The sequence below is a fragment of the Streptomyces yaizuensis genome, from assembly GCF_034961445.1.
Taxonomy (GTDB): Bacteria; Actinomycetota; Actinomycetes; order Streptomycetales; family Streptomycetaceae; genus Streptomyces; species Streptomyces yaizuensis.
In genome coordinates, this window is record NZ_BSBI01000007.1 from 70,281 (window position 1) to 92,214 (window position 21,934).

Here is a 21,934-nt window from a genome sequence, read left to right on the forward strand (position 1 = left end):
ACTTTCTTAACGCACAGGCAACATGTGGGCCACTTCACATCTTCCCCATCGAAAGGCGGCTCACGTGCGATTGCGCACTCCCCTCGCCGTAATCGGGGCGGCGTTGCTGGTGTTCGTGGGGCCGCCGCTCCTCAAGACCGGCGAAGGCTCCGACACCGGCACCCGGATCCCGGGTCTGCGGATCATGGTTCCCAACACGCCCGGCGGTGGCTACGACATCACCGCCCGCACCGCGGCCAAGAACGCCGAGGACGCGGACCTCACCAGCGACATCGAGATCTTCAACCTCCCCGGCGCCGGTGGCACCGTCGGCCTCACCCGCCTCGTCGGCGAGCGCGGCAACGGCAAGCTGGCCATGTCCATGGGCCTCGGCGTCGTCGGCGCCGTCCACACCAACAAGGCGCCCAGGACCCTCGCCGACACCACCCCGATCGCCCGGCTCACCGAAGAGCAGGACATCGTCGTCGTCGGCAAGGACTCCCCGTACAAGACCATCCAGGACCTGCTGGCGGCCTGGAAGAAGAACCCCGGCAAGATGGCCGTCGGCGGCGGCTCCTCGCCCGGCGGCCCCGACCACCTCGCCCCCATGCTGATGGCGCAGGCGGCCGGCATCGCCCCCAAGACCGTCAACTACATCCCCTACGACGGCGGCGGCGAACTCCTCGCCTCCATCCTCGGCAACAAGGTCGCCTTCGGCGTCTCCGGCGTCAGCGAGTACCTGGACCAGATCAAGGCGGGGGAGCTGCGGCTGCTCGCCGTCACCGGCCCCGAGCGGGTCCCCGGCCTGGACGCCCCCACCCTGCGCGAGGCCGGACTCGACACCGAGTTCACCAACTGGCGCGGCATCGTGGCACCGCCCGGACTCTCCGAGACCGAGCGGAAGAAGCTGATCACCCTCGTCGAGGAACTCCACGCGTCGAAGCAGTGGAAGGAATCCCTCAAGAAGAACGGCTGGAACGACGCGTTCCTGACGGGCGACAAGTTCGGCGACTTCCTGGAGGAGCAGAACGAGCGCGTGGACACGGTGCTGAAGGAGCTGGGACTGTGAACTCACAGGAAACACCCGCGACCCCGACGGAGCAGACCTCCGCGGGACCCGGCTCCGGAGCCGGCGCCTGGCTGCGCGAACGCTCCGAACTCGGCGTCAGCGTGCTGCTCCTCGCCATCGGTGTGCTCGTCCTCGGCGACGCGCTCACCATGGACGTCGACATGACCCAGCGCGGCCCCGTCGGACCGAAGACCGTCCCCATAGCCGTCGGCATCGGCCTGCTGCTGATCGCCGTCCTCCTCGCCGTCGACGTGCTGCGCGGCGGCCGGGGCGAGGCCGAGGCCGGCGAGGACATCGACCTGAGCGAGCCCAGCGACTGGCGCACCGTCCTGCTGCTGGCCGGAGTCTTCCTCGGCTTCGCCGTCCTCATCGGCCCGCTCGGCTTCCCCGTCTCCGGAATGCTCCTCTTCTGGGGAGCGGCCTTCGCCCTCGGCAGCCGGACCTTCCACCGGGACCCGCTGATCGCCGCCGTGCTGTCGCTGGCCACGTACTACCTCTTCAACAATCTGCTCGGCGTTCCGCTCCCCGGTGGCCCGCTGATGGGGGTGCTCTAGCAGATGGACTCTTTCAACTCCCTGATCGACGGCTTCGGCACCGCGCTGACCCCGATCAACCTCCTCTGGGCCGTGATCGGCGTGCTGCTCGGCACCGCGATCGGCGTCCTGCCCGGCATCGGCCCCGCCATGGCGGTCGCCCTGCTGCTGCCCGTCACCTACGGACTCGAACCGACCGGCGCGTTCATCATGTTCGCCGGCATCTACTACGGCGCCATGTTCGGTGGCTCCACCACCTCGATCCTGCTCAACACCCCCGGTGAGAGCGCGGCGGTGGTCGCCGCCATCGAGGGCAATCCCATGGCCAAGTCCGGCCGGGGCTCCCAGGCACTCGCCGCCGCGGCCATCGGCCACTTCACCGGCGGTCTGATCGGCACCCTGCTGCTGGTCGCGCTCGCCCCGACCGTCGCGGAACTCGCCGTCGACATCGGCGCCCCGGACTACTTCGCCATCATGGTGCTCGCGTTCATCGCAGTCACCTCCGTCCTCGGCTCCTCCCGGATCCGCGGCCTCGCCTCCCTCCTGATCGGTCTGACCATCGGTCTCGTCGGACTCGACTCGATGACCGGACAGCAGCGGCTGACCTTCGGCAATCTCCACCTCGCCGACGGCGTCGACGTCGTCATCGTCGCGGTCGGTCTCTTCGCCATCGGCGAGGCCCTGTGGGTCGCGGCCCATCTGCGCCGCGGCGGCTCCGAGCCCATCCCGGTCGGCCGCCCCTGGCTCGGCAAGGACGATGTCAAGCGCACCTGGAAGCCCTGGCTGCGCGGCCCCTTCATCGGCTTCCCGTTCGGCGCCATCCCGGCCGGCGGCGCGGAGATCCCCACCTTCCTCTCCTACGTCACCGAGAAGCGCCTGTCGAAGAACAAGGGCGAGTTCGGCAAGGGCGCCATCGAGGGCGTGGCCGGCCCCGAGTCGGCGGCCTCCGCCTCCGCTTCGGGCACCCTGGTCTCGATGCTGACCCTCGGCCTGCCCACCACGGCCGTCGCCGCGGTGATGCTCGCCGCCTTCCAGCAGTACGGCATCCAGCCCGGCCCGCTGCTCTTCGAGCGGGAGCCCGACCTGGTGTGGGGCCTGATCGCCTCGCTCTTCGTCGGCCTGGTGCTGCTGCTCGCGCTGAACCTGCCGCTCGCGCCCGTCTGGGCCAAGCTGCTGCGGATCCCGCGCCCCTACCTCTACGCGGGCATCCTCTTCTTCGCCGGCGTTGGCGCGTACGCCGTCGGCGGCGAGGCCCTCGACCTGGTCATCCTGCTGATCATCGGTCTGCTGGGCTTCGGGATGCGGCGGTACGGGCTGCCGGTGCTGCCCGCCGTCATCGGGGTCATCCTCGGCCCGGCCGCGGAGCAGCAGCTCCGCCGGGCGCTCCAGATCAGCGACGGCAGCGTCTCCGGTCTGGTCAACACGCCCTTCTCGGTGACCGTCTACGCGATCATCGTCGTCCTGCTCGCCTGGCCGCTGCTGAAGAAGCTGATCGTCAGGCGCCGAAGCGTCTCTGAATAATCCCCCCACACACTCTCCCCGCGGCCGGGTTCCCGGTCGCGGGGAGAGTGCTTTGCGGGTACGGGGTTGTCCGGTCCTACGCCTGCGCGGGGAGCGGGCCGAGCAGGTCCGGGAGGCCGCCCGCGCGGGCCACGGCCTCCAGCTCGTCCAGCGCGGCCAGGGCGTGCGCGGCCGCCCCCGGATCGCGCCCGGCCAGCCCGCTCGCCGCGAACTCGTCCTCGTCGAGGCGCAGCACGGACGAGCCGTCCGCCGACACCCACAGATCCAGGTCCAGGTCCTCGCAGACGACCTCGTCCGCCCCGATGTCGGCGGGGCGGGTGATGTCGCAGTACCAGCCCTTCAGCCGGCCGCTTGCCGCCCGTACCTCCTTCACCGCGTACCAGCGGTCCCGCCAGTAGTGCTCCGTGAACACATCGCCCGGCTCGAAGCGGACGAAACCGAAGTCCCGGGCACCGGATCCGGCCCATGGCGCGCGGACCACCGCGTGCGTCCCGTCGTCGCCCAGTGCCCGCGCCGGGTACGCGATCTTCTCCCGGCCCGCCTTGACCAGCCGGACCGTCACCGTCCGCGCCGTCCGTCCGCGCCGCTCGCCCGGTCCGCGTCGCTCGTCCTGTCCCCGCCGCTCATCCTGTCCCCACTGTTCATCCTGACCCCATTGCTCCGTACTCATGATCCGTACGCTAGGCCGTTTCTTACGGATCAGGCTGGGTGAGGGAGCGGGGTCTGGTGCCGTGCATCGCAAGGCGGAGGAATGAGTCCATGCGGAGCATCGGCGATTGACGACAACGCGGCGAGGTGCGGTGCCAGGGCACGCGAGCCCCAGCAAGATCCGTAAGAGACGGCCTAGGGAGGAGCGGGCCGTGTCGCACGGGGGTTTTCGCCGGACGCCCGCCCGCTGGGGGAGAATCACGGGGTGACCCTGAAGATCGCCGTCGACGCCGGCTCGGCCGTCGCCCCCTTCGAACAGCTCCGCGCACAGATCTCCGAGCGGGCCCGCTCGGGGGAGCTGCCCGTGGGCTACCGGCTGCCGACCGTCCGCGGGCTCGCGGAGGAACTGGGCCTCGCCGCGAACACGGTCGCCAAGGCGTACCGCGCCCTGGAGGCCGACGGGGTGATCGAGACCCGGGGCCGCCACGGCACGTTCGTCGCGGCCGCCGAGGACGCCGCCGCCCGGGAGCTGGCCGCCGCCGCGCGGGTCTTCGCCGAGCGGGCGCACCGGCTGGGCGCGGACCGGGAGGCGGCCCGCGCGGCGGCCGGGGACGCCCTGCGCGCGGTCTACGGCGACTGAGTAACCCGCGGGCGCGGGGTCGGAGCCGTCCCGCTCGGCGCCGTCATGGGCGACTACCTGAGTACCGCGCAGGTGCGGGGTCAGAGATACAGCCCCGCGGCCGCCTCGCCGTGCTGCTTCGGCACCGACGCGGGCCCGGTGCCCCGGCGCAGCGCGTACAGCTCCGCCAGGGTGGAGCCGTGCCGCCCCACCCCCTCCTCGGTGCCCAGCCAGGTCACCGACTCCGCGCGGGTGAGCGGGCCGACCTCGATCCGGGCCAGGCAGCGGCCCGGCCGTACCACCGCCGGGTGCAGCCGCTCCAGGTCCTCGTTGGTGGTCACCCCGACCAGGACGTTGCGGCCCTGGCCCAGCAGCCCGTCGGTGAGGTTCAGCAGCCGGGACAGCGCCTGCCCCGCCGTGTGCCGGGCCTCGCCCCGGATCAGCTCGTCGCAGTCCTCCAGGAGCAGCAGCCGCCAGCGTTCCTTCTCGGTGCCCTCGTCCTCGCCGATCGCGATGTCCATCAGATAGCCGACGTCGTTGAAGAGCCGCTCCGGGTCGAGGACGCAGTCCACCTGGCACCACTCCCGCCAGGACCGCGCGAGCGTGCGCAGCGCGGAGGTCTTCCCGGTGCCCGGCGGCCCGTGCAGGAGCAGCAGCCGGCCCGCGATGTCGTCCGGGGTGGTCTTCATCAGCCGGTCCATCGCGGACGCCACCGGGGCCGTGTAGTTGCGCCGCACGTCCTCCCAGTCGCCCGCCGCGATGCTGCGGGTGGTGCGGTACGGGCCCCGGCGCGGTGAGACGTACCAGAACCCCATCGTGACGTCCTCGGGCTCCGGCTCCGGCTCGTCGGCCGCGTCGGCGGTCGCCTCCTTGACGATCCGCTCGGCCAGTTCGGCGCTGACCGCTGTCACGGTGACGTCGGCGCCCTGGCTCCACCGGGAGACGAGCACGGTCCAGCCGTCGCCCTCGGCGAGCAGCGCGCTGCGGTCGTCGTCCCGGGCGGCACGCAGCACGCGCGCGCCCCGGGGCAGCAGATCGTGGCCCTTTTTGACCTGTTCGACCTGGTGGCCGTGGGCGTAGGGCTGCTCGCCGCTGGTGAACCTGCCGAGGAACAGCGCGTCGACGACGTCCGTCGGTGAGTCGCTGTCGTCGAGGTTGAGCCGGATCGACACGGCGTTCTGCGGGGGTACGGCTGCGGAGGACATGCGCTCCAACTGGGTCCGTGGGGCTGACATGCGCCCATGATCGGGCACCCGGCCCGGCGGCGCACGGGGTTTTGCCCGTACGTGCGATACCGCTGACGAGTTGTCGTCTTCTGCTGTCCGATGACGGGTTCGCTCGTTATGCCGGGGGAAAGCCCTTGCCTCGCCGGTACCTGAGGCTCCGTCAAGCGAGAGCGGAATGCTTGGCATGAGCACTTCCAGTTGTGGCTACCGACTGGTAAGAACGTTGGTTGACGCAGTGATCCTGCTAACACGAAGAGGTCCCATGAACGTGTCGCGCATCATGGCTTTCTCCACCTCGCTCCTCCTCGGGGCCACCCTCGCCGTCGCCGGGGCGGGGCAGGCACAGGCCGCGGAATCCGCCGCCCCCGTGGACTACGTGGCCCTCGGCGACTCCTACTCCTCGGGCGTCGGCGCCGGCAGCTACGACGGCGCCAGCGGCGACTGCAAGCGCAGCAACAGGGCCTTCCCCCGGCTCTGGGCGAACGCCAACAGCCCCTCGTCCTTCGCGTTCACCGCCTGTTCCGGCGCCATCACCAGCGATGTGACCGGCAAGCAGCTCGGCCCGGTCACCAGCGCCACCGACCTCGTCTCGATCTCCATCGGCGGCAACGACGCCGGGTTCGCCGACGTGATGACCACCTGCGTCCTCCAGTCCGAGACGAACTGCGTCAACCGTGTCAACCAGGCCAAGGCGTTCGTCGACTCCACCCTCCCGGGGCGGCTGGACGGCGTCTACAACGCCATCTCCTCGCGCGCCCCCGCGGCCCAGGTCGTCGTCCTCGGCTACCCCCGCTTCTACAAGCTGGGCGGCAGCTGCCTCGCCGGGCTCACCGAGAACGAGCGCCGCGCCATCAACGGCGCCGCCGACCACCTGAACACGGCCGTGGCCAAGCGGGCCGCCAACCACGGCTTCGCCTTCGCGGACGTCGTCCCCTACTTCACCAACCACGAGATCTGCTCCGGCGACTCCTGGCTGCACAGCGTCAACTGGCTGAACATCGGCGAGTCGTACCACCCGACGGCGAACGGACAGTCCGGCGGCTACCTGCCCGCCTTCGACGCCAAGGCCTGACCCGTCCACCCCGTCCGTCCGCACCGCCGCTTCCGTGACCGGCTCTCGTCACAGGGTGTGACCGTCATCACGCGGAATCCCGGTGGTACGCGTGCCGGACCGCCCCGCTGGGCAGAATCAACGGGTGGGACGCACGGGGCAGTCGACTCGCCAGGGATTCGGGCAGGTTCATCCGGTTTTATCGGCCACCGGTCAACTCGCCTGTTCCTGTGGTGAATCCCCCGGGCGGGATACACGGGTGCCCGGCCGGGGCGATAGGGTTAGCCTGCCCGGAGCCCCGTACGACACGGGTGGGGACGACGGCGGAGCGACGGTGGGACGGACGTGGGATGGACATGGAACAGATAACAGTGCGCAGCAGGCCCCGCGTGCCTGCGATCACCTGCGGCAGCAAAGCGACGAGCACCCGCCTGGACCGACATCTCTCGGTGCTCGGCGGACCCGCCGTGCCGCAGCGCGACGCCCTTGAGGCGACCTCGCTCATGCGCGAGCTGACCTCACGCGATGTGACGCACGACCGGGACCGGGGCAGGGGCGGCGTCTCGCTCTTCGCGCCGCTGCGCCGGCTGCGCCGCACCCTCTTCGGCAGCCGCCACTGACCGTCGCCGCTCCGCCCGGCCGGTCCGCGTCCCCACGCGCGGGCTCCATGTCACGTGTCACCGCCCGAGCTGCCCGTGCTCGGGCGGTCGTGTGTTCCGTCACGGGTGCCGGTGCCTGATGCCTGGTACCCGGCGCCGCCCGCCCGCCCGTTCCGTCCGTCCGTGCGGGCCGGGGCTCACTCCGCCTCGACCGTGACCGAGAAGGAGAAGCGGTCCCCCCGGTAGTGGATCCGGGCCACGTCCACCACGCGGCCGTCCACGTCGTACGTCACCCCCGTGTAGTGCAGGATCGGGCTCAGCAGCGGCACCTGGAGCAGCTGGGCCGTCGTCGGGTCCGCGAGCCGTGCCTCCACCGTGTCCGTGATCCTGCTGATCCGTACGCCCACGGCGTCCCGCAGGACCTTCGTCATCGGCCAGCGCTCCAGGTCCGCCACGTCGAGCCGGGCCGCCACATCGGGGCGGACCGCGTTCTCCGCCCAGTTGGTCGGCTCGCCGCTCTCGCCGTCGCGGCGCAGCCGGCGGTAGGTGACCACGTCGGTCAGGCCGGGGAAGTACTCCGCGATCGCGCCCGGGACGGGCACCGGACCGTGGCCGAGAACCGTCGTCCGCTCGCCCGACTGCTGGGCCACGATCGCGTCGATCGAGCCGAGGAGCCGGCGGGGGGCGCCCCGGCGCGCGCCCGGTTCGATGAAGGTGCCGCGCCGCCGGTGCCGGCTGATCAGCCCCTCCTCCTCCAGTTCCTTGAGCGCCTGGCGCATGGTCAGGACGCTCACCCCGTAATGCGCGGCCAGCTGTTCCTCGGTGGGCAACCGGAGCGAGGCGTCGGGGCCCCGCCCGAGTATCGAGGCCCGCAGTGACTGGGAGACCTGGTACCAGAGCGGGAGCTTGCGGTTGAGAACCACCGAATCGGGGGCGAAGGAGGAGGTCACAGCGGGCTCCGTCTCTCCGGGGCAGGTCAGGCCGGGAAGGGTTCAGGACCTGAAGTGTCGCTCAAGACCCTGCCATACGCGGTCGTACCCCTGCTGCCGGTGGTCCGCCCGGGCGGCCTGGTCCGTGGTGAGGATGGGCCAGCGGGTCTCGAACATGAAGGCCAGGCCGTCGTCGATCCTCTGCGGCAGCAGCTCGGCGGCGCTGGCCCTCTCGAAGGTCTCCCGGTCCGGCCCGTGCGCGGACATCATGGTGTGCAGGGAGCCCCCGCCGGGTACGAAGCCGCCCTCGCCGGATGTCTTGGCGTCGTACGCGCCCTCGATCAGGCCCATGTACTCGCTCATCACATTGCGGTGGAAGTACGGCGGCCGGAAGGTGTCCTCGCCGACCAGCCAGCGCGGCGCGAAGACCACGAAGTCGACGCCCGCGAGGCCCGGGGTGTCGGAGGGCGACGTCAGCACGGTGAAGATGGACGGGTCCGGGTGGTCGTAGGAGATGGACCCGATGACATTGAAGCGGCGCAGGTCGTAGACGTACGGCAGATGGTTGCCGTGCCAGGCGACCACGTCGAGCGGGGAGTGGTCGAAGGTCGCGGCCCAGAGGTTGCCGCAGTACTTGGTGATCACCTCGACCTCGCTGTCGACCTCCTCGTACCAGGCCGTCGGCGCGCGGAAGTCGCGCGCGTTCGCCAGTCCGTTGGCGCCGATCGGGCCCAGGTCGGGCAGGGTGAAGGGGCGGCCGTGGTTCTCGCAGACGTAGCCCCGGGCGCGCTCGTCCAGCAGCTCGACCCGGAAGCGGACCCCGCGCGGGATCAGCGCCACCTCGCCGGGGCGGGCGGCCAGCACGCCCAGCTCGGTGACGAGGAGCAGCCCGCCCAGCTCGGGCACGATCAGCAGCTCCCCGTCCGCGTCGCCGAAGACCCGGTCCGTCATGGGGGCGTTGGCGTGGTAGAGGTGCACGGCCATGCCGGTGCGCTCGACCGGGTTCCCGTTGCCGCCGAGGGTCCACAGACCGGCCAGCCAGTCGGTCCCGGGCGCGGGCTCGGGCAGGGGGTCCCAGCGCAGCCGGTTGGGGTCGGGGACGGTCTCCGTGAAGGGCCCGCCGCGCAGCCGGCCGTTGTCGGTGCGGCGGAACGGCGGGTGGGCCGCCGAGGGGCGGATCCGGTAGAGCCAGGAGCGGCGGTTGTGGGCGCGGGGCTCGGTGAAGGCGGAGCCGCTGAGCTGTTCCGCGTAGAGGCCGAGGGGGGCGCGCTGGGGGGAGTTCCGCCCCAGCGGGAGGGCTCCCGGGACCGCCTCCGAACTGTGCTCGTTGCCGAATCCGGGGGAGTACCCCAGCCCTCCGGCCGTCTTCCGCGCCCGCTCCATGGCCTGCTCGATGCCGCTCATCGCCCGCTCCCGGTGGAAAGCCGAAGGGAATCCTATGGGCCACCGTAGGATTGCGGACCCCGTCCGTCAATGACGGACCGGCGGCGGGGCGGGCCCGGTCCGGGCGGGTGCGGGGAGGGACGGCGGGGCCCGGCGGCGGACGCCGGGAGGGGGTCGGCGGGGGACGCCGGGAGGGGGGCCGGCGGGGGCCCGGGGCGGCCGTGATCTACCACTTCCACCCCCACCTGGGGTTTTGCTCGTATTGCTCACACGTCAACATCTTGTTAACAGCTTTTGACGCGACCTAACGTCATCCGGACCGCCGTCCCGGTGGGAGTTCAAGGATGAACGTTAGGTAGCCCCCATGCTGACAATCCTCGGCTTCGCCATGATCGCGACCTTCCTGGTCCTGATCATGATGAAGAAGATGTCGCCCATCGCGGCGCTGGTCCTCATCCCCGCGCTCTTCTGTGTGCTTGTCGGCAAGGGTGCGAACCTCGGCGACTACGTCATCGAAGGCGTCGGCAATCTCGCCCCCACCGCCGCGATGCTGATGTTCGCCATCGTCTACTTCGGCGTGATGATCGACGTCGGCCTCTTCGACCCGATCGTCCGGGGCATCCTGCGGTTCTGCAAGGCGGACCCGATGCGGGTCGTGGTCGGTACGGCCGTGCTCGCCGCGATCGTCTCGCTCGACGGCGACGGCTCCACCACCTTCATGATCACCGTCTCGGCGATGTACCCGCTCTACAAGCGGCTGAACATGAGCCTGGTCGTCATGACCGGTGTCGCCGCCACCGCCAACGGTGTGATGAACACGGTCCCCTGGGGCGGCCCGACGGCCCGCGCGGCCACGGCGCTCAAGCTGGACGCCGCCGACATCTTCGTCCCGATGATCCCGGCGCTCCTCGTGGGCCTGCTCTTCGTCTTCGTCCTCGCCTACTTCCTGGGTCTGCGGGAGCGCAAGCGCGTCGGCTATCTCTCCCTGGACGAGGTCCTCACCCCGGAGCAGGACACGGTCCTGGTGGGCGCGGGCGGCGGCACTGGCAAGGACGCCAAGAACGCCACCGCCGGTACGAAGACCTCCGCCGGCGGTGCCGGCACCGGGGACGCGACGGCCGACGAGACCCCCGAGTTCCCCGCCGACGAGGACTTCCAGGGCCTGGACCCCAACCGCCCCACCCTGCGCCCCAAGCTCTACTGGTTCAACGCCGGTCTCACCATCACGCTCCTCACCGCGATGATCATGGAGCTGCTGCCCATCCCGGTGCTCTTCCTCCTCGGCGCGGCCCTCGCCCTCACGGTGAATTACCCCAACATGGCCGAGCAGAAGGCCCGGATCGGCGCCCACGCCGAGAACGTCCTCAACGTCGCCGGCATGGTCTTCGCCGCCGCCGTCTTCACCGGCGTCCTCACCGGCACCGGCATGGTCCAGAGCATGGCCGACTGGCTGGTCGAGACCGTCCCCGAGGGCATGGGCCCGCACATGGCCATCGTCACCGGCCTGCTCAGCCTGCCGCTCACCTACTTCATGTCGAACGACGGCTTCTACTTCGGTGTGCTGCCCGTCCTCGCCGAGGCCGGCGCCGCCCACGGGGTCTCCCCGCTGGAGATCGCCCGCGCCTCCCTCGTCGGCCAGGCCCTCCACATGTCCAGCCCGCTGGTGCCCGCCGTCTACGTCCTCGTCGGCATGGCCAAGGTCGAGTTCGGCGACCACACCCGCTTCACCGTCAAGTGGGCGGCCCTCACCTCGCTGGTGGTGCTGGCCGCCGGGATCCTCTTCGGGATCATCTGAGCCGCCGCCGGGCCACGGGGCCACGGAACCCGCCGGCCCGGCAGCGCACCTCCCCCGTACCGCCCCCGTACCACCGGACGCGGCACCGGTCACCCCCGGTGCACGGCCCCTTCCTTCCTGCCGGAGACCGACGGGTCTCCTCCGGGGGCCGGACGTCCGGCGGTACGGGGGCTTTTCGCGTACGCCCCCGTGCATCCAGTACATCCAGTACATCCCGTGCATCACGTATGTCCGGTACGGCCTGTACGCCTCACGTCCCGGTGAGCCCCCGCACGCCCCCGGCCGGCCCCCGTACGCCCCCCGGGGAAGGATGCGGTGACAGGCGGGCGGCGGGCTGACTACGTTGGGCCGTACGAGTGAGCCCGGCCCCGGACGCGGTTCTGGAGGAGTTGTGTTGGATCCCCACGACGGCATGTACATCGACGGGCGGTGGCGCCCCGCCACCACCGAGGACACGATCGAGGTGGTGAATCCGGCCACGGAGGAGATCATCGCCCGGGTGCCTGCGGGCGGTGCGGGGGACGTCGACGCGGCCGTCGCCGCCGCGCGGGCCGCGCTCCCGGGCTGGGCGGCGACCCCGCCCGCCGGCCGGGCGGCCCGGATCGCCGCCCTCCGCGATGTCCTCGACGCCCGCGCGGACACCATCGCGGCCACGGTCACCGCCGAACTGGGTGCCCTGCCCGACCTCGCCCGCCGGGTGCACGCCGGACTCCCCGTCCTGGTCGCCGGCTCCTACGCCGAGCTGGCGGCCCGTTACGCCTTCGAGGAGAAGGTCGCCAACTCCACCGTCCTCCTGGAGCCGGTCGGCGTGGTCGGCGCGATCACCCCCTGGAACTATCCGCTCCACCAGATCGTCGCCAAGGTGGCCCCCGCGCTGGCGGCGGGCTGCACGGTCGTCGTCAAACCGGCCGAGAACACCCCGCTGACCGCCCGGCACTTCGCCGCCGCCGCACACGAGGCGGGGCTCCCGCCCGGCGTCGTCAACGTGGTGACCGGCACCGGCCCGGTCGCGGGCGCGGCCCTCGCCGCCCACGACGGCGTGGACCTGGTCTCCTTCACCGGCTCCACGGCGGTCGGCCGGCGGATCGGCGCCGTCGCGGGCGGCGCCGTCAAACGGGTCGCGCTGGAGCTGGGCGGCAAGTCCGCCAGCGTCGTCCTGCCCGGCGCCGACCTGGCCCGCGCGGTCGGCGCGAGCGTCGCGCAGGTGATGCTCAACTCCGGCCAGAGCTGCAACGCCTGGAGCCGGCTGCTGATCCACCGCGACCGGTACGAGGAGGCCGTGGCCCTCGCGGCCGGGGCCGCCGCCGGGTATGTGCCGGGGGAGCGGATCGGGCCCCTCGTCAGCGCCCGCCAGCGGGACCGGGGGGCCGGCCTGATCGAGCGGGGGACCGCCGAGGGCGCGCGCCTGGCGGCGGGCGGCCCCGACGCGCCCCGGGAGCGCGGCTACTACGTCAGCCCGACCGTCTTCGCCGACGTCACCCCGGAGATGACCATCGCGCAGGAGGAGATCTTCGGCCCGGTGGTGGCGGTGCTGCCGTACGAGGATCCGGAGGACGCCCTGCGGATCGCCAACGGCACGGTGTACGGGCTGGCGGGCGCGGTCTGGGCGGCGGACGACGCCGGGGCGGTCGCCTTCGCCCGCCGGATGGAGACCGGCCAGGTGGACATCAACGGCGGCCGGTTCAACCCGCTCGCGCCCTTCGGCGGCCACAAGCAGTCGGGGGTGGGGCGCGAACTGGGCGAGCACGGCCTGCGGGAATACCTTCAGACCAAGTCGCTCCAGTTCTGACCCGGCCCGGGCGGGACGGGTCGCCCGGCCCGGAGCGATGCCACCGGGCCGGGCCGGGCGGTGGCGGAGCTAAGCGCTTGCTCACCTTCCGGGGTATGGTGTTCCCCCTGGTGAGAAGAAGAGGCAGGCCATGAACGCGACCGGCGGCACGACCGACGAGACAACCGGCGAGCAGCCCGGCGACGAGGTGCCCTGGGGCGAGGTCACGCCCGAAGCGGCCAGAAAGCTGCTGGTCGCCGCCGTGGCGGCGTTCGCCGAGCGGGGCTATCACGCGACGACGACCCGGGACATCGCCGGCCGGGCCGGCATGAGCCCGGCCGCCCTCTACATCCACTACCGGACCAAGGAGGAGCTGCTGCACCGGATCAGCCGGATCGGGCACGACCGGGCGCTCGCGGTGCTGTCCGCCGCCGCCGACCGCCCCGGCACCCCCGGCGAGCGGCTGGCCGACGCCGTCAGCTCCTTCGTCCGCTGGCACGCGGGCCGCCACGACACGGCCCGGGTGGTCCAGTACGAGCTGGACGCGCTCTCCCCCGAGCACCGCGCCGAGATCGTGGAGCTGCGCCGCAGCAGCGACGCCGTGGTGCGGGGCATCCTGCGCGACGGGGTGGCGGCCGGCGAGTTCGACGTCCCCGACGTGCCGGGCACGACCCTGGCGGTGCTCTCGCTCTGCATCGACGTGGCGCGCTGGTTCAACGTCCGGGGCAGGCGCACCCCGGAGGAGGTCGGCGAGCTGTACGCCGACCTCGTGCTGCGGATGGTCGCCGCCCGCCCCTGACCGCGCCGTGAGGTCCCGGCACCGGAAGGGGGTCGGAAGGGGGTCAGAAGTAGTAGCGGGAGACCGTCTCCGCCACGCACACCGGCTTCTCGCCGCCCTCGCGTTCCACGGTGACCGCCGCCGTCACCTGCACGCCGTCGCCCGCCTCGGTGACGCTCCCGATCACCGCCGTCGCCCGCAGCCGGGAGCCCACCGGCACCGGCGCGGGGAAGCGGACCTTCCCGGTGCCGTAGTTGATGCCCATCCTCGCGCCCTCGACCCGCATCACCTGCGGTACCAGCGCGGGCAGCAGCGACAGCGTGAGATAGCCGTGGGCGATGGTCGTGCCGAAGGGTCCGCCGGCCGCGCGGTCCGGGTCCACGTGGATCCACTGGTGGTCCCCGGTCGCCTCGGCGAAGAGGTCGATCCGCTTCTGGTCGATCTCCAGCCAGTCGCTGTACCCCAGCGGCTCGCCGACACCGGCCAGCAGCTCGGCGGCGGAGGCGAAGATCCTCGGTTCGGCCATGTCGCCCTTTCTCCCTCTCCTCGTACGGTTCCCGGTCGGGGGCCTGCTCCTGAGCGCTCGCTCAGCATGCGGGGGCCGTGGGCCTCTGTCAACGAGGACCCGGCACGGGACCCGCTAGGGTTGACGGGGTGCCCGATACCCGTGATCAGACCCAGGAACTGACCGTCGGTCAGCTGTCCGCCCGCAGTGGTGCGGCCGTCTCAGCCCTGCGCTTCTACGAGGCCAAGGGGCTCATCAGCAGCCGCCGCACCAGTGGCAACCAGCGCCGCTACACCCGCGACACCCTGCGCCGAGTGGCCTTCGTACGGGCCGCGCAGCGGGTCGGGATCCCGCTCGCCACCATCCGGGACGCCCTGGCCGAACTGCCCGAGGAGCGCACCCCCGACCGGAAGGACTGGGCCCGGCTCTCCCAGACGTGGCGCCGCGAACTGGAGGACCGGATCACCCAGCTGCACCGGCTGCGCGACCACCTCACCGACTGCATCGGCTGCGGCTGCCTGTCGCTGGACACCTGTGTGCTCTCCAACCCCGACGACGCCTTCGGGCGGCGGATGGCCGGATCGCGGCTGATGCCCGTCCGCTACGGGGCCGGGGACACCGACTGAGGAACCCCGCGCGTGCGCAGGGGACCGTACGGCCGCCGTCGCCGGGATCGTCATGGCGCCGGCCGTGCACCGACCGGGTCCCGTACGCGGGTACGCCGGGGAGTGCGCCGGGTCCGGGCGGCCCGCCCCCGTTGTCCCGCCCGGGCCACCGTCCGTACCGTACGTACCGTCCGGGGCGCGCGGCCCCGGGTCCGTCCTCCTCCGGGGCGCTCCGGCCCCGGTCCGGCTCAGGCGGCGGACGCCAGCGCGCCGCGTGCCGCCCGCCTCGCCGCGGCCAGGGCCCCCTGCGTGAGCGCGGGGCGGGGCACCACTATCCCGCAGCCCGTGCAGACCGGCCCGGTCCACGGCTCGTCCGTCAGGTCCTGCCGCCAGACGATGAGCGTGGTCGCGCAGACGGGGCACTCCACGCCGGGCTCCCCCTCCAGGGCCGAGATCAGCCGGCGCAGCACCTCGTCCAGGGGGGCCGAGGGGTGGCAGCCGGGGCTGTCGCAGCGGACCACACCGTTGGCGCCCCGGGCCCACCGGTGCCAGTCGTCCATGGCCGACGGCCGCCGCACACCGTCGTACTTCTCCCGGCGGCGCCGGTCGGCGAAGCTTTCCTCGTAGGCGAGCCAGACGGCCCGCGCGCGCTCCAGTTCGTCGAGCGCGGCCACCAGCCGCGCCGGATCGGGGGACCTGTCCTCGGGATGGATCCTGTGCCGCGAGCACAGGTGATCCCAGGTCGCCCGGTGCCCATAAGGGGCGAACCGCTCCAGACACTTGCGCAGTGAGTAGCGCCGTAGCGCCAGATCACATCCTGTGTCGCGGACCTGTCTCGCGAGACTCCGGAACCCGGCCATCGCACTGCCACCTCCGTCGCTGGTACATCGGCGTTACCGGTTGGACGTACGGGTGCCCGCTCAGGTGCCGTCGAAGTGTGGTGATTCCGAAAAGGTGCCGTGCAGGTGCTCTGTCCGGTGGATCCGGAAGGCGCCGCGCGTGCGTCGCGGGCGGGGGCCGTGCCGCCCGGGCCCTCCCTTCCGGATCATGCCGGGCCCGCGCGCCCTGGCACCCCTCCTCCTGGGGCCTGGCGGGCCTGGGGAGACCCATGCACCAGACCCCGCTCCCTCGCCCAGCCTGTCCACCGGACAGGCCCAAGCAGGCCCTTCCCCGCCGGATCAGGCTGGGCTCGTTGCCCCGGTGTCGCCCTCCGCCGGGGCCCGGGGGCCCGGGGGCCCGGGGGGCCGGGGGGCCGGGCGAGGGCCATCCTCCGGCTTCCGATACGTCCCCTCGGCCCTGGGGGCCTGGGGAGACCCCACCCCTCGTCCGCCGGCAGGCCTGGGGAGACCCCACCCCTCGTCCGCCGGCAGGCCCGGGGAGACCCCACCCCTCGGCCACCGACGGACCTGGGGAGACCCCACGCACCAGACCCCGCTCCCTGAGCCGGCCCGATCCAGCCCGATCTGGCCCGATCCAGCCTGATCCGGAAGAAAGGACCCGGCCGGCCCCGGGCTCAGCGGCCCACGCGGCCCGCCGCGACGACCACCCGTGCCAGCTCCCGGTGGCAGATGTCGTTGTGCGCGCCGGCCGGCGGCCCGCCGCAGCGGACCACCGACGCCGTGTCCACGCTCACGCACCCCGAGCCCGGCACACCCCGCCCCAGCGCCTCCTCCAGGGTCAGCCGCACCGAGGGCACCACCGCGCGCAGCCCGTCGTGCCCCACGGCCCACCAGCGCCGGTCCTGGGCGCTCCCGTACCGCTCGTCCCGCGCGAGCCGGGACGCCAGCGGATAGAGCACTCCGAGGGCGCTGTCGTGCCGGGAGTAGCAGGCCACCACCGGGCCGTCGACGCGCTGCTCCAGCGCGCCCAGCGCCCCCGACCGCTGGGCCGCGTGCGGCAGGCTCGGCGCGAACGCGTAGTGGGAGAACGCGCCCTGGAGCAGGGTCACCGACTTCACGTTCCGCGCGCCGTCGGGGAGGCCGCGCAGGGCGAAGGCGACCAGCCGGGCGCCCTGACTGTGGCCCACCAGGTGCACCCGCAGCCCCGGCCGGCTGCGGGCGAGCTGCCCCAGCAGCGGGCCGAGTCCCAGCTCGCCGACGGCTCCGGCGCGGCGCTTCAGCGCGTAGTACGTCGTCTGCCGCAGCAGCTCCTTGGCGCCGCGCCAGAGCCGGTCGGGGCCGTCCGCGCGGCCGTCGCGGAAGCCGCGCGGGGAGGCGGGCGGGGAGACGGGGGCTCCGCCGCCCGCCGGGCCGCCCGGAAGACCGCCGGGCTGCGGGAGCCCACCGGGGCCACCGCCGGTGCCGGGGCCGGGGACAGCGCCGGGGAAGCCGCCCGGCCGGGCCGTCTCCAGCGCCGCCGAGAACTCCCGGCACAGCGTCAGGACGTCCTCGTAGAGCAGCGCGGGCGGCCCCATCTCCTCCTGCGGGAGATCCTGGCCGAAACAGTTCCCCAGACCTCCCGGCGGGGCCTCCGCCAGCTGCCGGGCCAGCCGGCCGAACTCCGCGAACGCGTCCGCCCGGTCGGGCCGCAGCTCCAGCAGCGCCGCCAGCCGGGCCACCGTCGCCTCATGGCCGGGGAACAGCCCCTGGAGCGCCATCCGCGTGGCCACGTCCAGCGCGATCCGCTCACCCGGCGGCGGGATCCGCGCCCCGCCCCGCACCGGTACGGAACCGGCCGCGACCGGCCACCGCCCGGCCGCCGCCCGGGAGGGCGCTGGCACCGGTTCGTCGGTGAACCGCATCGAGGGCCAGACGATCCCCGCGTACCCCATCCGCACGCCCGGCCCCAGCAGCCCTGGGAAGGGCGCGAAGAACGCCGAGAAGAGCCGGGCGGCCTCGCGCGGGGAGTTGTTCCACCCGTGGGCGAACATCACCAGGTCGGTGCAGTCGAGGCCGAGCAGCCGGGTGCGGTCCGCCGCGTCCACGTCGCCGTCCCGGTCGAAGGTGATGTCCTGATACGGCCCTACGCTCATTTCCGGCATGGCCACCCCGCCCCCGATACGTCCGCATCTGTCAGAAGGATCCTGCCTCGACAGCGGGAGGGCCATACCTGGGATGGCCGGTTCTCGCCAGGTGTGCGACCGGTGGTGGAGGACCGGACACCGGCTCCGGTCAGCGCCCTGCGGCCCCCGGCAGCAGCTCGGAGGCCGTCACCCGGCGCAGATGGACGAGTACGTCGTACCCGGTCGCGAGCCGCTGCGGACGGGCCTGCTCCGGCCAGGAGTTGCCGATGCTCCACACCGGGCGGTGCCGGTTCAGCCAGCGCTGGGCCACAGCGGGCGCGGTCCGCAGGTCCAGGTAGTAGTCGTGGTCCGCGACGCGCTCCAGGGTCTCCTCGGAGCCCCCGGGCGCCGGCCCCGCGACCGAGAACTCGCGCATCGGCTCCGCCGGATCGGCCGTGTCGAGCGCGTTGAACGACCCCCGGCCGAAGGTGAACCCGACGTTCGCGTAGCGGTCGCCGATCATGTCCCGGATGAACGCGCCCTGGAGCCTCGGATAGCGCGACCGGTCCGGAGTCTCGTACCCCACATGTCCGTTGTGCGCGGAGAGCAGCACCTTCTGGCCGGTGTGCCGCTGCCACCACACGGTGTTCTCGGCCATGATCCGGTCCCGGTAGCGCATCATCTTCGCGGCCTGCGCCGGGACGAAGTAGTTGTACGTGTACATCTCGCCGACCTGGGCGATCGCCCGCGCGTGCTGGAGCGTCCAGGCGTGCCGCTCCTGCTCCCGTTCCCGTTCCCGTTCCCGCTCGCGGTCCGGTGCCGGGTCCCGGCGCCCGAGCAGCTCCGCCACCCGCGCCAGGTCGCCCCTCATCCGCTGCCGCTCCGCCATCGGCAGGGTCAGCAGCCGCTTCATGGTCGCGTCCACCGAACCGGTCGGGCGCCAGGGCCGGTAGCGCTCGCGGACCTCGGCCAGGAGCGCGGGGTGGTGCTCGGCCACGTACCGGGTCACCGCGTCGAACAGCTCCGGGCCCGCGTAGCCCATGTCGTTCCCCATGAACCGCACGGGGTGGTGCGGATGGCGCTCATTGTGCTGCCGCATCCAGCGCAGCAGATCCAGGTACTCCCGGTTGTTCCAGAGGGCGTACGAGTTCTGGAACTCCTCCCGCATGATCCGCTGTACGTCCCCCCGGCCGTGCAGGACATAGTCGTTGAGCCGGACCCCGGCGCTCCAGTTGGCCTCCAGGGCGAAGGTGGTGAAGCCCTTCCGCTCCACCAGATGCTCGAAGATCCGCTGCTTGGAACGGAAGAAGTCGCCGGAGCCGTGGGCGGCCTCGCCGACGCCGACGACACTCGCGCCGCCCACCATCCGTTCCAGCGGCCGCAGGTCCGTGAGCGGGTGGGCGGCCCGCGCCAGCGCGGGGACGGGATCAGCGGCGGACAAGGTGGTGGACAGGGCGGTGGACGACGTGGTGGACGCGGCGGCTGGTGCGGTGGCGGCCCCGGTGACGTGCGGGGTCAGCAGGGTGCCCAGGGCGAGCGCGGGCAGTAACAGCAGCCGGAGCCGGGTACGGGTACGTGTCGGAAAGCGCATGACACCAGGCTGGGCGCGCGCCGGGCCGGGGGCCATCCGGCGGCCCCCCGCCCCCGGGGTGGGGATCACCCCCGTGCCCGGGCACCCGCGCCCCCCGCCCCGGCTCCGTGTGCTCAGTAGCGCAGATGGCGCCGGCGTACCCGGCGGAACGCGGCCAGCTCCTCCTGCCACGCCCCCACCACGTCGTCCGCCCCGGCGCCCGCGTCGATCAGCGCCCTGACCCGGCCCGAGCCGGTGAGCTTGTCGATCCACTGGCCGCCCTGTGTCCAGGCGAAGCCGCTCCACGACCGCCGCGCCGTCACCAGCAGCGCGATCCCGGTCCGTACCGGGTCGAAGACCTCCCGGTCGTGGACGTGCACCTGCACCCCGCCCACGGTCCGCCCGGCGAACTTTGAGAACGACGGGGCGAAGTAGGCCTCGCGGAAGCGCACCCCCGGCAGCTCCAGCGCGTTTGCGGCGGCGGCCCACCGGCCGTCGATCTCCGGCGCCCCCAGCAGTTCGAACGGGCGGGTGGTGCCGCGCCCCTCGGAGAGCGTCGTCCCCTCGAAGAGGCAGGTCCCCGCGTACACGAGGGCCGTCTCGGGTGTGGGCATGTTGGGGCTCGGCGGCACCCAGGGCAGTCCGGTGGCGTCGAAGAAGTCCCCGCGCCGCCAGCCCGCCATCCGGACCGTCTCCAGCTCCACCGGCCGCTCCGCCAGGAATTCGGCGTTGAAGAGCCCTGCCAGCTCCGCGACGGTCATGCCGTGTGCCTGGGGGATCGGTTCCAGCCCCACGAAGGAGGCGTACGCCCGGTCCAGCACCGGCCCCAGCGCGGCCCGGCCGGTGACCGGATTGGGCCGGTCCAGGACGACGAGCCGCTTGCCCGCGAGGGCGGCCGAGCGCATGCAGTCGTACAGCGTCCAGATGTACGTGTAGAAGCGCGCGCCCACGTCCTGGATGTCGAAGACGAGGGTGTCGACGCCCGACGCGGTGAAGACGTCCGCCAGCGGCTGCCCGCTGAGCCGGTAGGTGTCGTAGACGGGGAGCCCGGTCGCGGGGTCGTCGTAGCGGCCCTCCGAGCCGCCCGCCTGGGCCGTGCCCCGGAAGCCGTGCTCGGGGCCGAAGACGGCCCTCAGGTCCACCCGTTCGTCGGCGTGCATCACGTCCACGACGTGCCGCAGGTCCGCCGTGACCCCGGTGGGATTGGTGATCACGCCGACCCGCTCGCCGGCCAGCCGGGCGTAGCCGTCGGCGGCCAGCCGGTCGAACCCGGTGCGCACCCGCCGGCCCCGTCGCTTTTCGGCCGGCCCGTCGGCGGCCGCCGGGCCGCCCGCCGCGACCGCTCCCATCGCCCCCGTGGCGGCCAGCAGCCCCCGTCGTGAAAGGCCCATCCGATGTGTCCTTCCTGCCGGAGTCGTTCCTGGCCACGCACGCTAGCGCGGCGAACCCGCGTACGGAACGCCCCGGACGGCATGATCCCGATGGCGCGTTTCCGATGGCGGGTTTCCGGTGGAGCGCTCCCGTACCGACCATTCCGTACCGACTGGTTAGTATGCGACAGTGTGTCAGGGGGCAACCGGTGAACAGGAGAAGAGTCATGGGCGCGGCGGCACAGGCGGGCGTGGTGGTCACCGGGGCGGGCGGCGGGATCGGGGCCGCGCTCGCGCGGCGGTTCGCCGCCGAGGGGGCCAGGGTCGTCGTCAACGACATCGACCCCGGGAAGGCGCGTGCCGTCGCCGGGGAGATCGGCGGTGTGGCCGTCCCCGGCGACGCCTCCGACGTGATCGACGCCGCCCGGGACGCCCTCGGCGGCACCGTCGACATCTACTGCGCCAACGCCGGACTCTCCTCCCCCGGCGACGCGTTCGCCGACGAGAAGGTCTGGGCCGCCGCCTGGGACGTCAACGTCATGGCCCATGTCCGGGCGGTGCGCACCCTGCTCCCCGGCTGGCTGGAGCGCGGCAGCGGGCGGTTCGTCTCCACCGTCTCCGCCGCCGGGCTGCTCACCATGATCGGCGCCGCCCCCTACTCCGTGTCCAAGCACGGCGCGTACGCCTTCGCCGAATGGCTCTCCCTCACCTACCGCCACCGGGGGCTGAAGGTCCACGCCATCTGCCCGCAGGGGGTGCGCACCGACATGCTCACCGAGGCCGGGTCCGCCGGCGACCTGGTGCTCGCGCCCACCGCGATCGAGCCCTCCGACGTCGCCGACGCACTCTTCGAGGGCATGGCCGCCGACCGCTTCCTGATCCTGCCGCACCCCGAGGCCGCCGCCTTCTACCGCAACCGCGCCACCGACCCCGAGCACTGGCTGGCCAGGATGAACGGCGTCCAGCAGATCTGGGAAGCGGGGACCGCCGGGCCGGCCCCGCGCGACTAGTGGGAAGATCTCACAGCGGGGGCCGGATCCGGCGA

The 21,934-nt window shown here is 72.8% G+C and carries 20 protein-coding genes; 11 read left to right on the plus strand and 9 right to left on the minus strand.

The features are described 5' to 3' along the window. Positions 1-64: 64 nt before the first annotated feature. Genes SYYSPA8_RS17950 through SYYSPA8_RS17960 form a run of 3 tightly spaced genes read left to right on the plus strand, consistent with a single transcriptional unit; the run spans position 65 to position 3,102 of the window. Positions 65-1,048: a Bug family tripartite tricarboxylate transporter substrate binding protein gene (locus SYYSPA8_RS17950; protein WP_323448215.1), complete on the plus strand. Its 984-nt coding sequence runs from the start codon at positions 65-67 to the stop codon at positions 1,046-1,048. Beyond that, entirely contained in the window at positions 1,045-1,602 is a 558-nt protein-coding gene (locus tag SYYSPA8_RS17955) for a tripartite tricarboxylate transporter TctB family protein (protein ID WP_323448216.1), read from the plus strand. The genes SYYSPA8_RS17950 and SYYSPA8_RS17955 overlap by 4 nt, the downstream gene beginning before the upstream one ends. Positions 1,603-1,605: 3 nt before the next feature. Further along, complete coding sequence (locus SYYSPA8_RS17960; protein ID WP_323448217.1) at positions 1,606-3,102, plus strand: tripartite tricarboxylate transporter permease; 1,497 nt, start codon at positions 1,606-1,608, stop codon at positions 3,100-3,102. 76 nt (positions 3,103-3,178) lie between these two features. On the opposite strand, the gene SYYSPA8_RS17965 is transcribed toward SYYSPA8_RS17960, so the two are convergent. Next, positions 3,179-3,772: a DUF402 domain-containing protein gene (locus tag SYYSPA8_RS17965; protein ID WP_323448218.1), complete on the minus strand. Its 594-nt coding sequence runs from the start codon at positions 3,770-3,772 to the stop codon at positions 3,179-3,181. A 243-nt stretch (positions 3,773-4,015) separates the two neighbouring features. Between SYYSPA8_RS17965 and SYYSPA8_RS17970 the strand changes: the two genes are divergently transcribed. Then, positions 4,016-4,390 (plus strand): GntR family transcriptional regulator, encoded by a 375-nt coding sequence (locus SYYSPA8_RS17970; protein WP_323448219.1) that lies wholly within the window; start codon positions 4,016-4,018, stop codon positions 4,388-4,390. 80 nt (positions 4,391-4,470) lie between these two features. On the opposite strand, the gene SYYSPA8_RS17975 is transcribed toward SYYSPA8_RS17970, so the two are convergent. Next, positions 4,471-5,574, minus strand: coding sequence for a DUF5925 domain-containing protein (locus SYYSPA8_RS17975; protein WP_407706032.1), 1,104 nt, complete (start codon positions 5,572-5,574; stop codon positions 4,471-4,473). A 283-nt stretch (positions 5,575-5,857) separates the two neighbouring features. On the opposite strand from SYYSPA8_RS17975, the gene SYYSPA8_RS17980 reads away from it, so the two are divergent. Next, positions 5,858-6,667, plus strand: a complete 810-nt coding sequence (locus SYYSPA8_RS17980; protein WP_323448221.1) for an SGNH/GDSL hydrolase family protein — start codon at positions 5,858-5,860, stop codon at positions 6,665-6,667. A gap of 335 nt (positions 6,668-7,002) precedes the next feature. Next, positions 7,003-7,266 carry a hypothetical protein gene (locus tag SYYSPA8_RS17985; protein WP_323448222.1) on the plus strand — a complete coding sequence of 88 codons (264 nt, stop codon included), beginning with the start codon at positions 7,003-7,005 and terminating at the stop codon, positions 7,264-7,266. 176 nt (positions 7,267-7,442) lie between these two features. Here SYYSPA8_RS17985 and SYYSPA8_RS17990 read toward each other — a convergent pair whose 3' ends face one another. Both SYYSPA8_RS17990 and hmgA read right to left on the minus strand, forming a co-directional pair. Then, positions 7,443-8,195 (minus strand): GntR family transcriptional regulator, encoded by a 753-nt coding sequence (locus SYYSPA8_RS17990; protein WP_323448223.1) that lies wholly within the window; start codon positions 8,193-8,195, stop codon positions 7,443-7,445. 42 nt (positions 8,196-8,237) lie between these two features. After that, positions 8,238-9,578 (minus strand): homogentisate 1,2-dioxygenase, encoded by a 1,341-nt coding sequence (hmgA, locus tag SYYSPA8_RS17995; protein WP_323448224.1) that lies wholly within the window; start codon positions 9,576-9,578, stop codon positions 8,238-8,240. A gap of 343 nt (positions 9,579-9,921) precedes the next feature. Here hmgA and SYYSPA8_RS18000 point away from each other — a divergent pair, with 343 nt between their 5' ends. The 3 genes from SYYSPA8_RS18000 (at position 9,922) to SYYSPA8_RS18010 (ending at position 13,919) form a co-directional block, all read left to right on the plus strand. After that, the gene (locus SYYSPA8_RS18000) at positions 9,922-11,352 is read left to right on the plus strand and encodes a CitMHS family transporter (protein WP_323448225.1); all 1,431 of its coding nucleotides are present in this window, start codon (positions 9,922-9,924) and stop codon (positions 11,350-11,352) included. 394 nt (positions 11,353-11,746) lie between these two features. Then, the gene (locus SYYSPA8_RS18005; protein WP_323448226.1) at positions 11,747-13,141 is read left to right on the plus strand and encodes an aldehyde dehydrogenase family protein; all 1,395 of its coding nucleotides are present in this window, start codon (positions 11,747-11,749) and stop codon (positions 13,139-13,141) included. A 130-nt stretch (positions 13,142-13,271) separates the two neighbouring features. Then, entirely contained in the window at positions 13,272-13,919 is a 648-nt protein-coding gene (locus tag SYYSPA8_RS18010; RefSeq protein WP_323448227.1) for a TetR/AcrR family transcriptional regulator, read from the plus strand. A 43-nt stretch (positions 13,920-13,962) separates the two neighbouring features. On the opposite strand, the gene SYYSPA8_RS18015 is transcribed toward SYYSPA8_RS18010, so the two are convergent. Further along, complete coding sequence (locus SYYSPA8_RS18015; RefSeq protein ID WP_323448228.1) at positions 13,963-14,424, minus strand: MaoC family dehydratase; 462 nt, start codon at positions 14,422-14,424, stop codon at positions 13,963-13,965. A 128-nt stretch (positions 14,425-14,552) separates the two neighbouring features. On the opposite strand from SYYSPA8_RS18015, the gene soxR reads away from it, so the two are divergent. Then, entirely contained in the window at positions 14,553-15,029 is a 477-nt protein-coding gene (gene soxR, locus SYYSPA8_RS18020; protein ID WP_323448229.1) for a redox-sensitive transcriptional activator SoxR, read from the plus strand. Between the two features lie 227 nt (positions 15,030-15,256). Here soxR and SYYSPA8_RS18025 read toward each other — a convergent pair whose 3' ends face one another. The 4 genes from SYYSPA8_RS18025 to SYYSPA8_RS18040 all read right to left on the minus strand — a co-directional run bounded on the left by SYYSPA8_RS18025 (position 15,257) and on the right by SYYSPA8_RS18040 (position 20,910). After that, on the minus strand, positions 15,257-15,868 hold the full coding sequence (locus SYYSPA8_RS18025; protein ID WP_323448230.1) for a hypothetical protein: 612 nt from the start codon (positions 15,866-15,868) through the stop codon (positions 15,257-15,259). Between the two features lie 653 nt (positions 15,869-16,521). Continuing rightward, entirely contained in the window at positions 16,522-17,979 is a 1,458-nt protein-coding gene (locus SYYSPA8_RS18030) for a serine-threonine protein kinase (RefSeq protein WP_323448231.1), read from the minus strand. Between the two features lie 139 nt (positions 17,980-18,118). Then, positions 18,119-19,540, minus strand: coding sequence for an erythromycin esterase family protein (locus SYYSPA8_RS18035; RefSeq protein ID WP_323448232.1), 1,422 nt, complete (start codon positions 19,538-19,540; stop codon positions 18,119-18,121). 113 nt (positions 19,541-19,653) lie between these two features. Beyond that, positions 19,654-20,910 carry an exo-beta-N-acetylmuramidase NamZ family protein gene (locus SYYSPA8_RS18040; protein WP_323448233.1) on the minus strand — a complete coding sequence of 419 codons (1,257 nt, stop codon included), beginning with the start codon at positions 20,908-20,910 and terminating at the stop codon, positions 19,654-19,656. Between the two features lie 206 nt (positions 20,911-21,116). On the opposite strand from SYYSPA8_RS18040, the gene SYYSPA8_RS18045 reads away from it, so the two are divergent. Continuing rightward, the gene (locus SYYSPA8_RS18045; RefSeq protein WP_323448234.1) at positions 21,117-21,899 is read left to right on the plus strand and encodes an SDR family oxidoreductase; all 783 of its coding nucleotides are present in this window, start codon (positions 21,117-21,119) and stop codon (positions 21,897-21,899) included. Positions 21,900-21,934 lie beyond the last annotated feature (35 nt).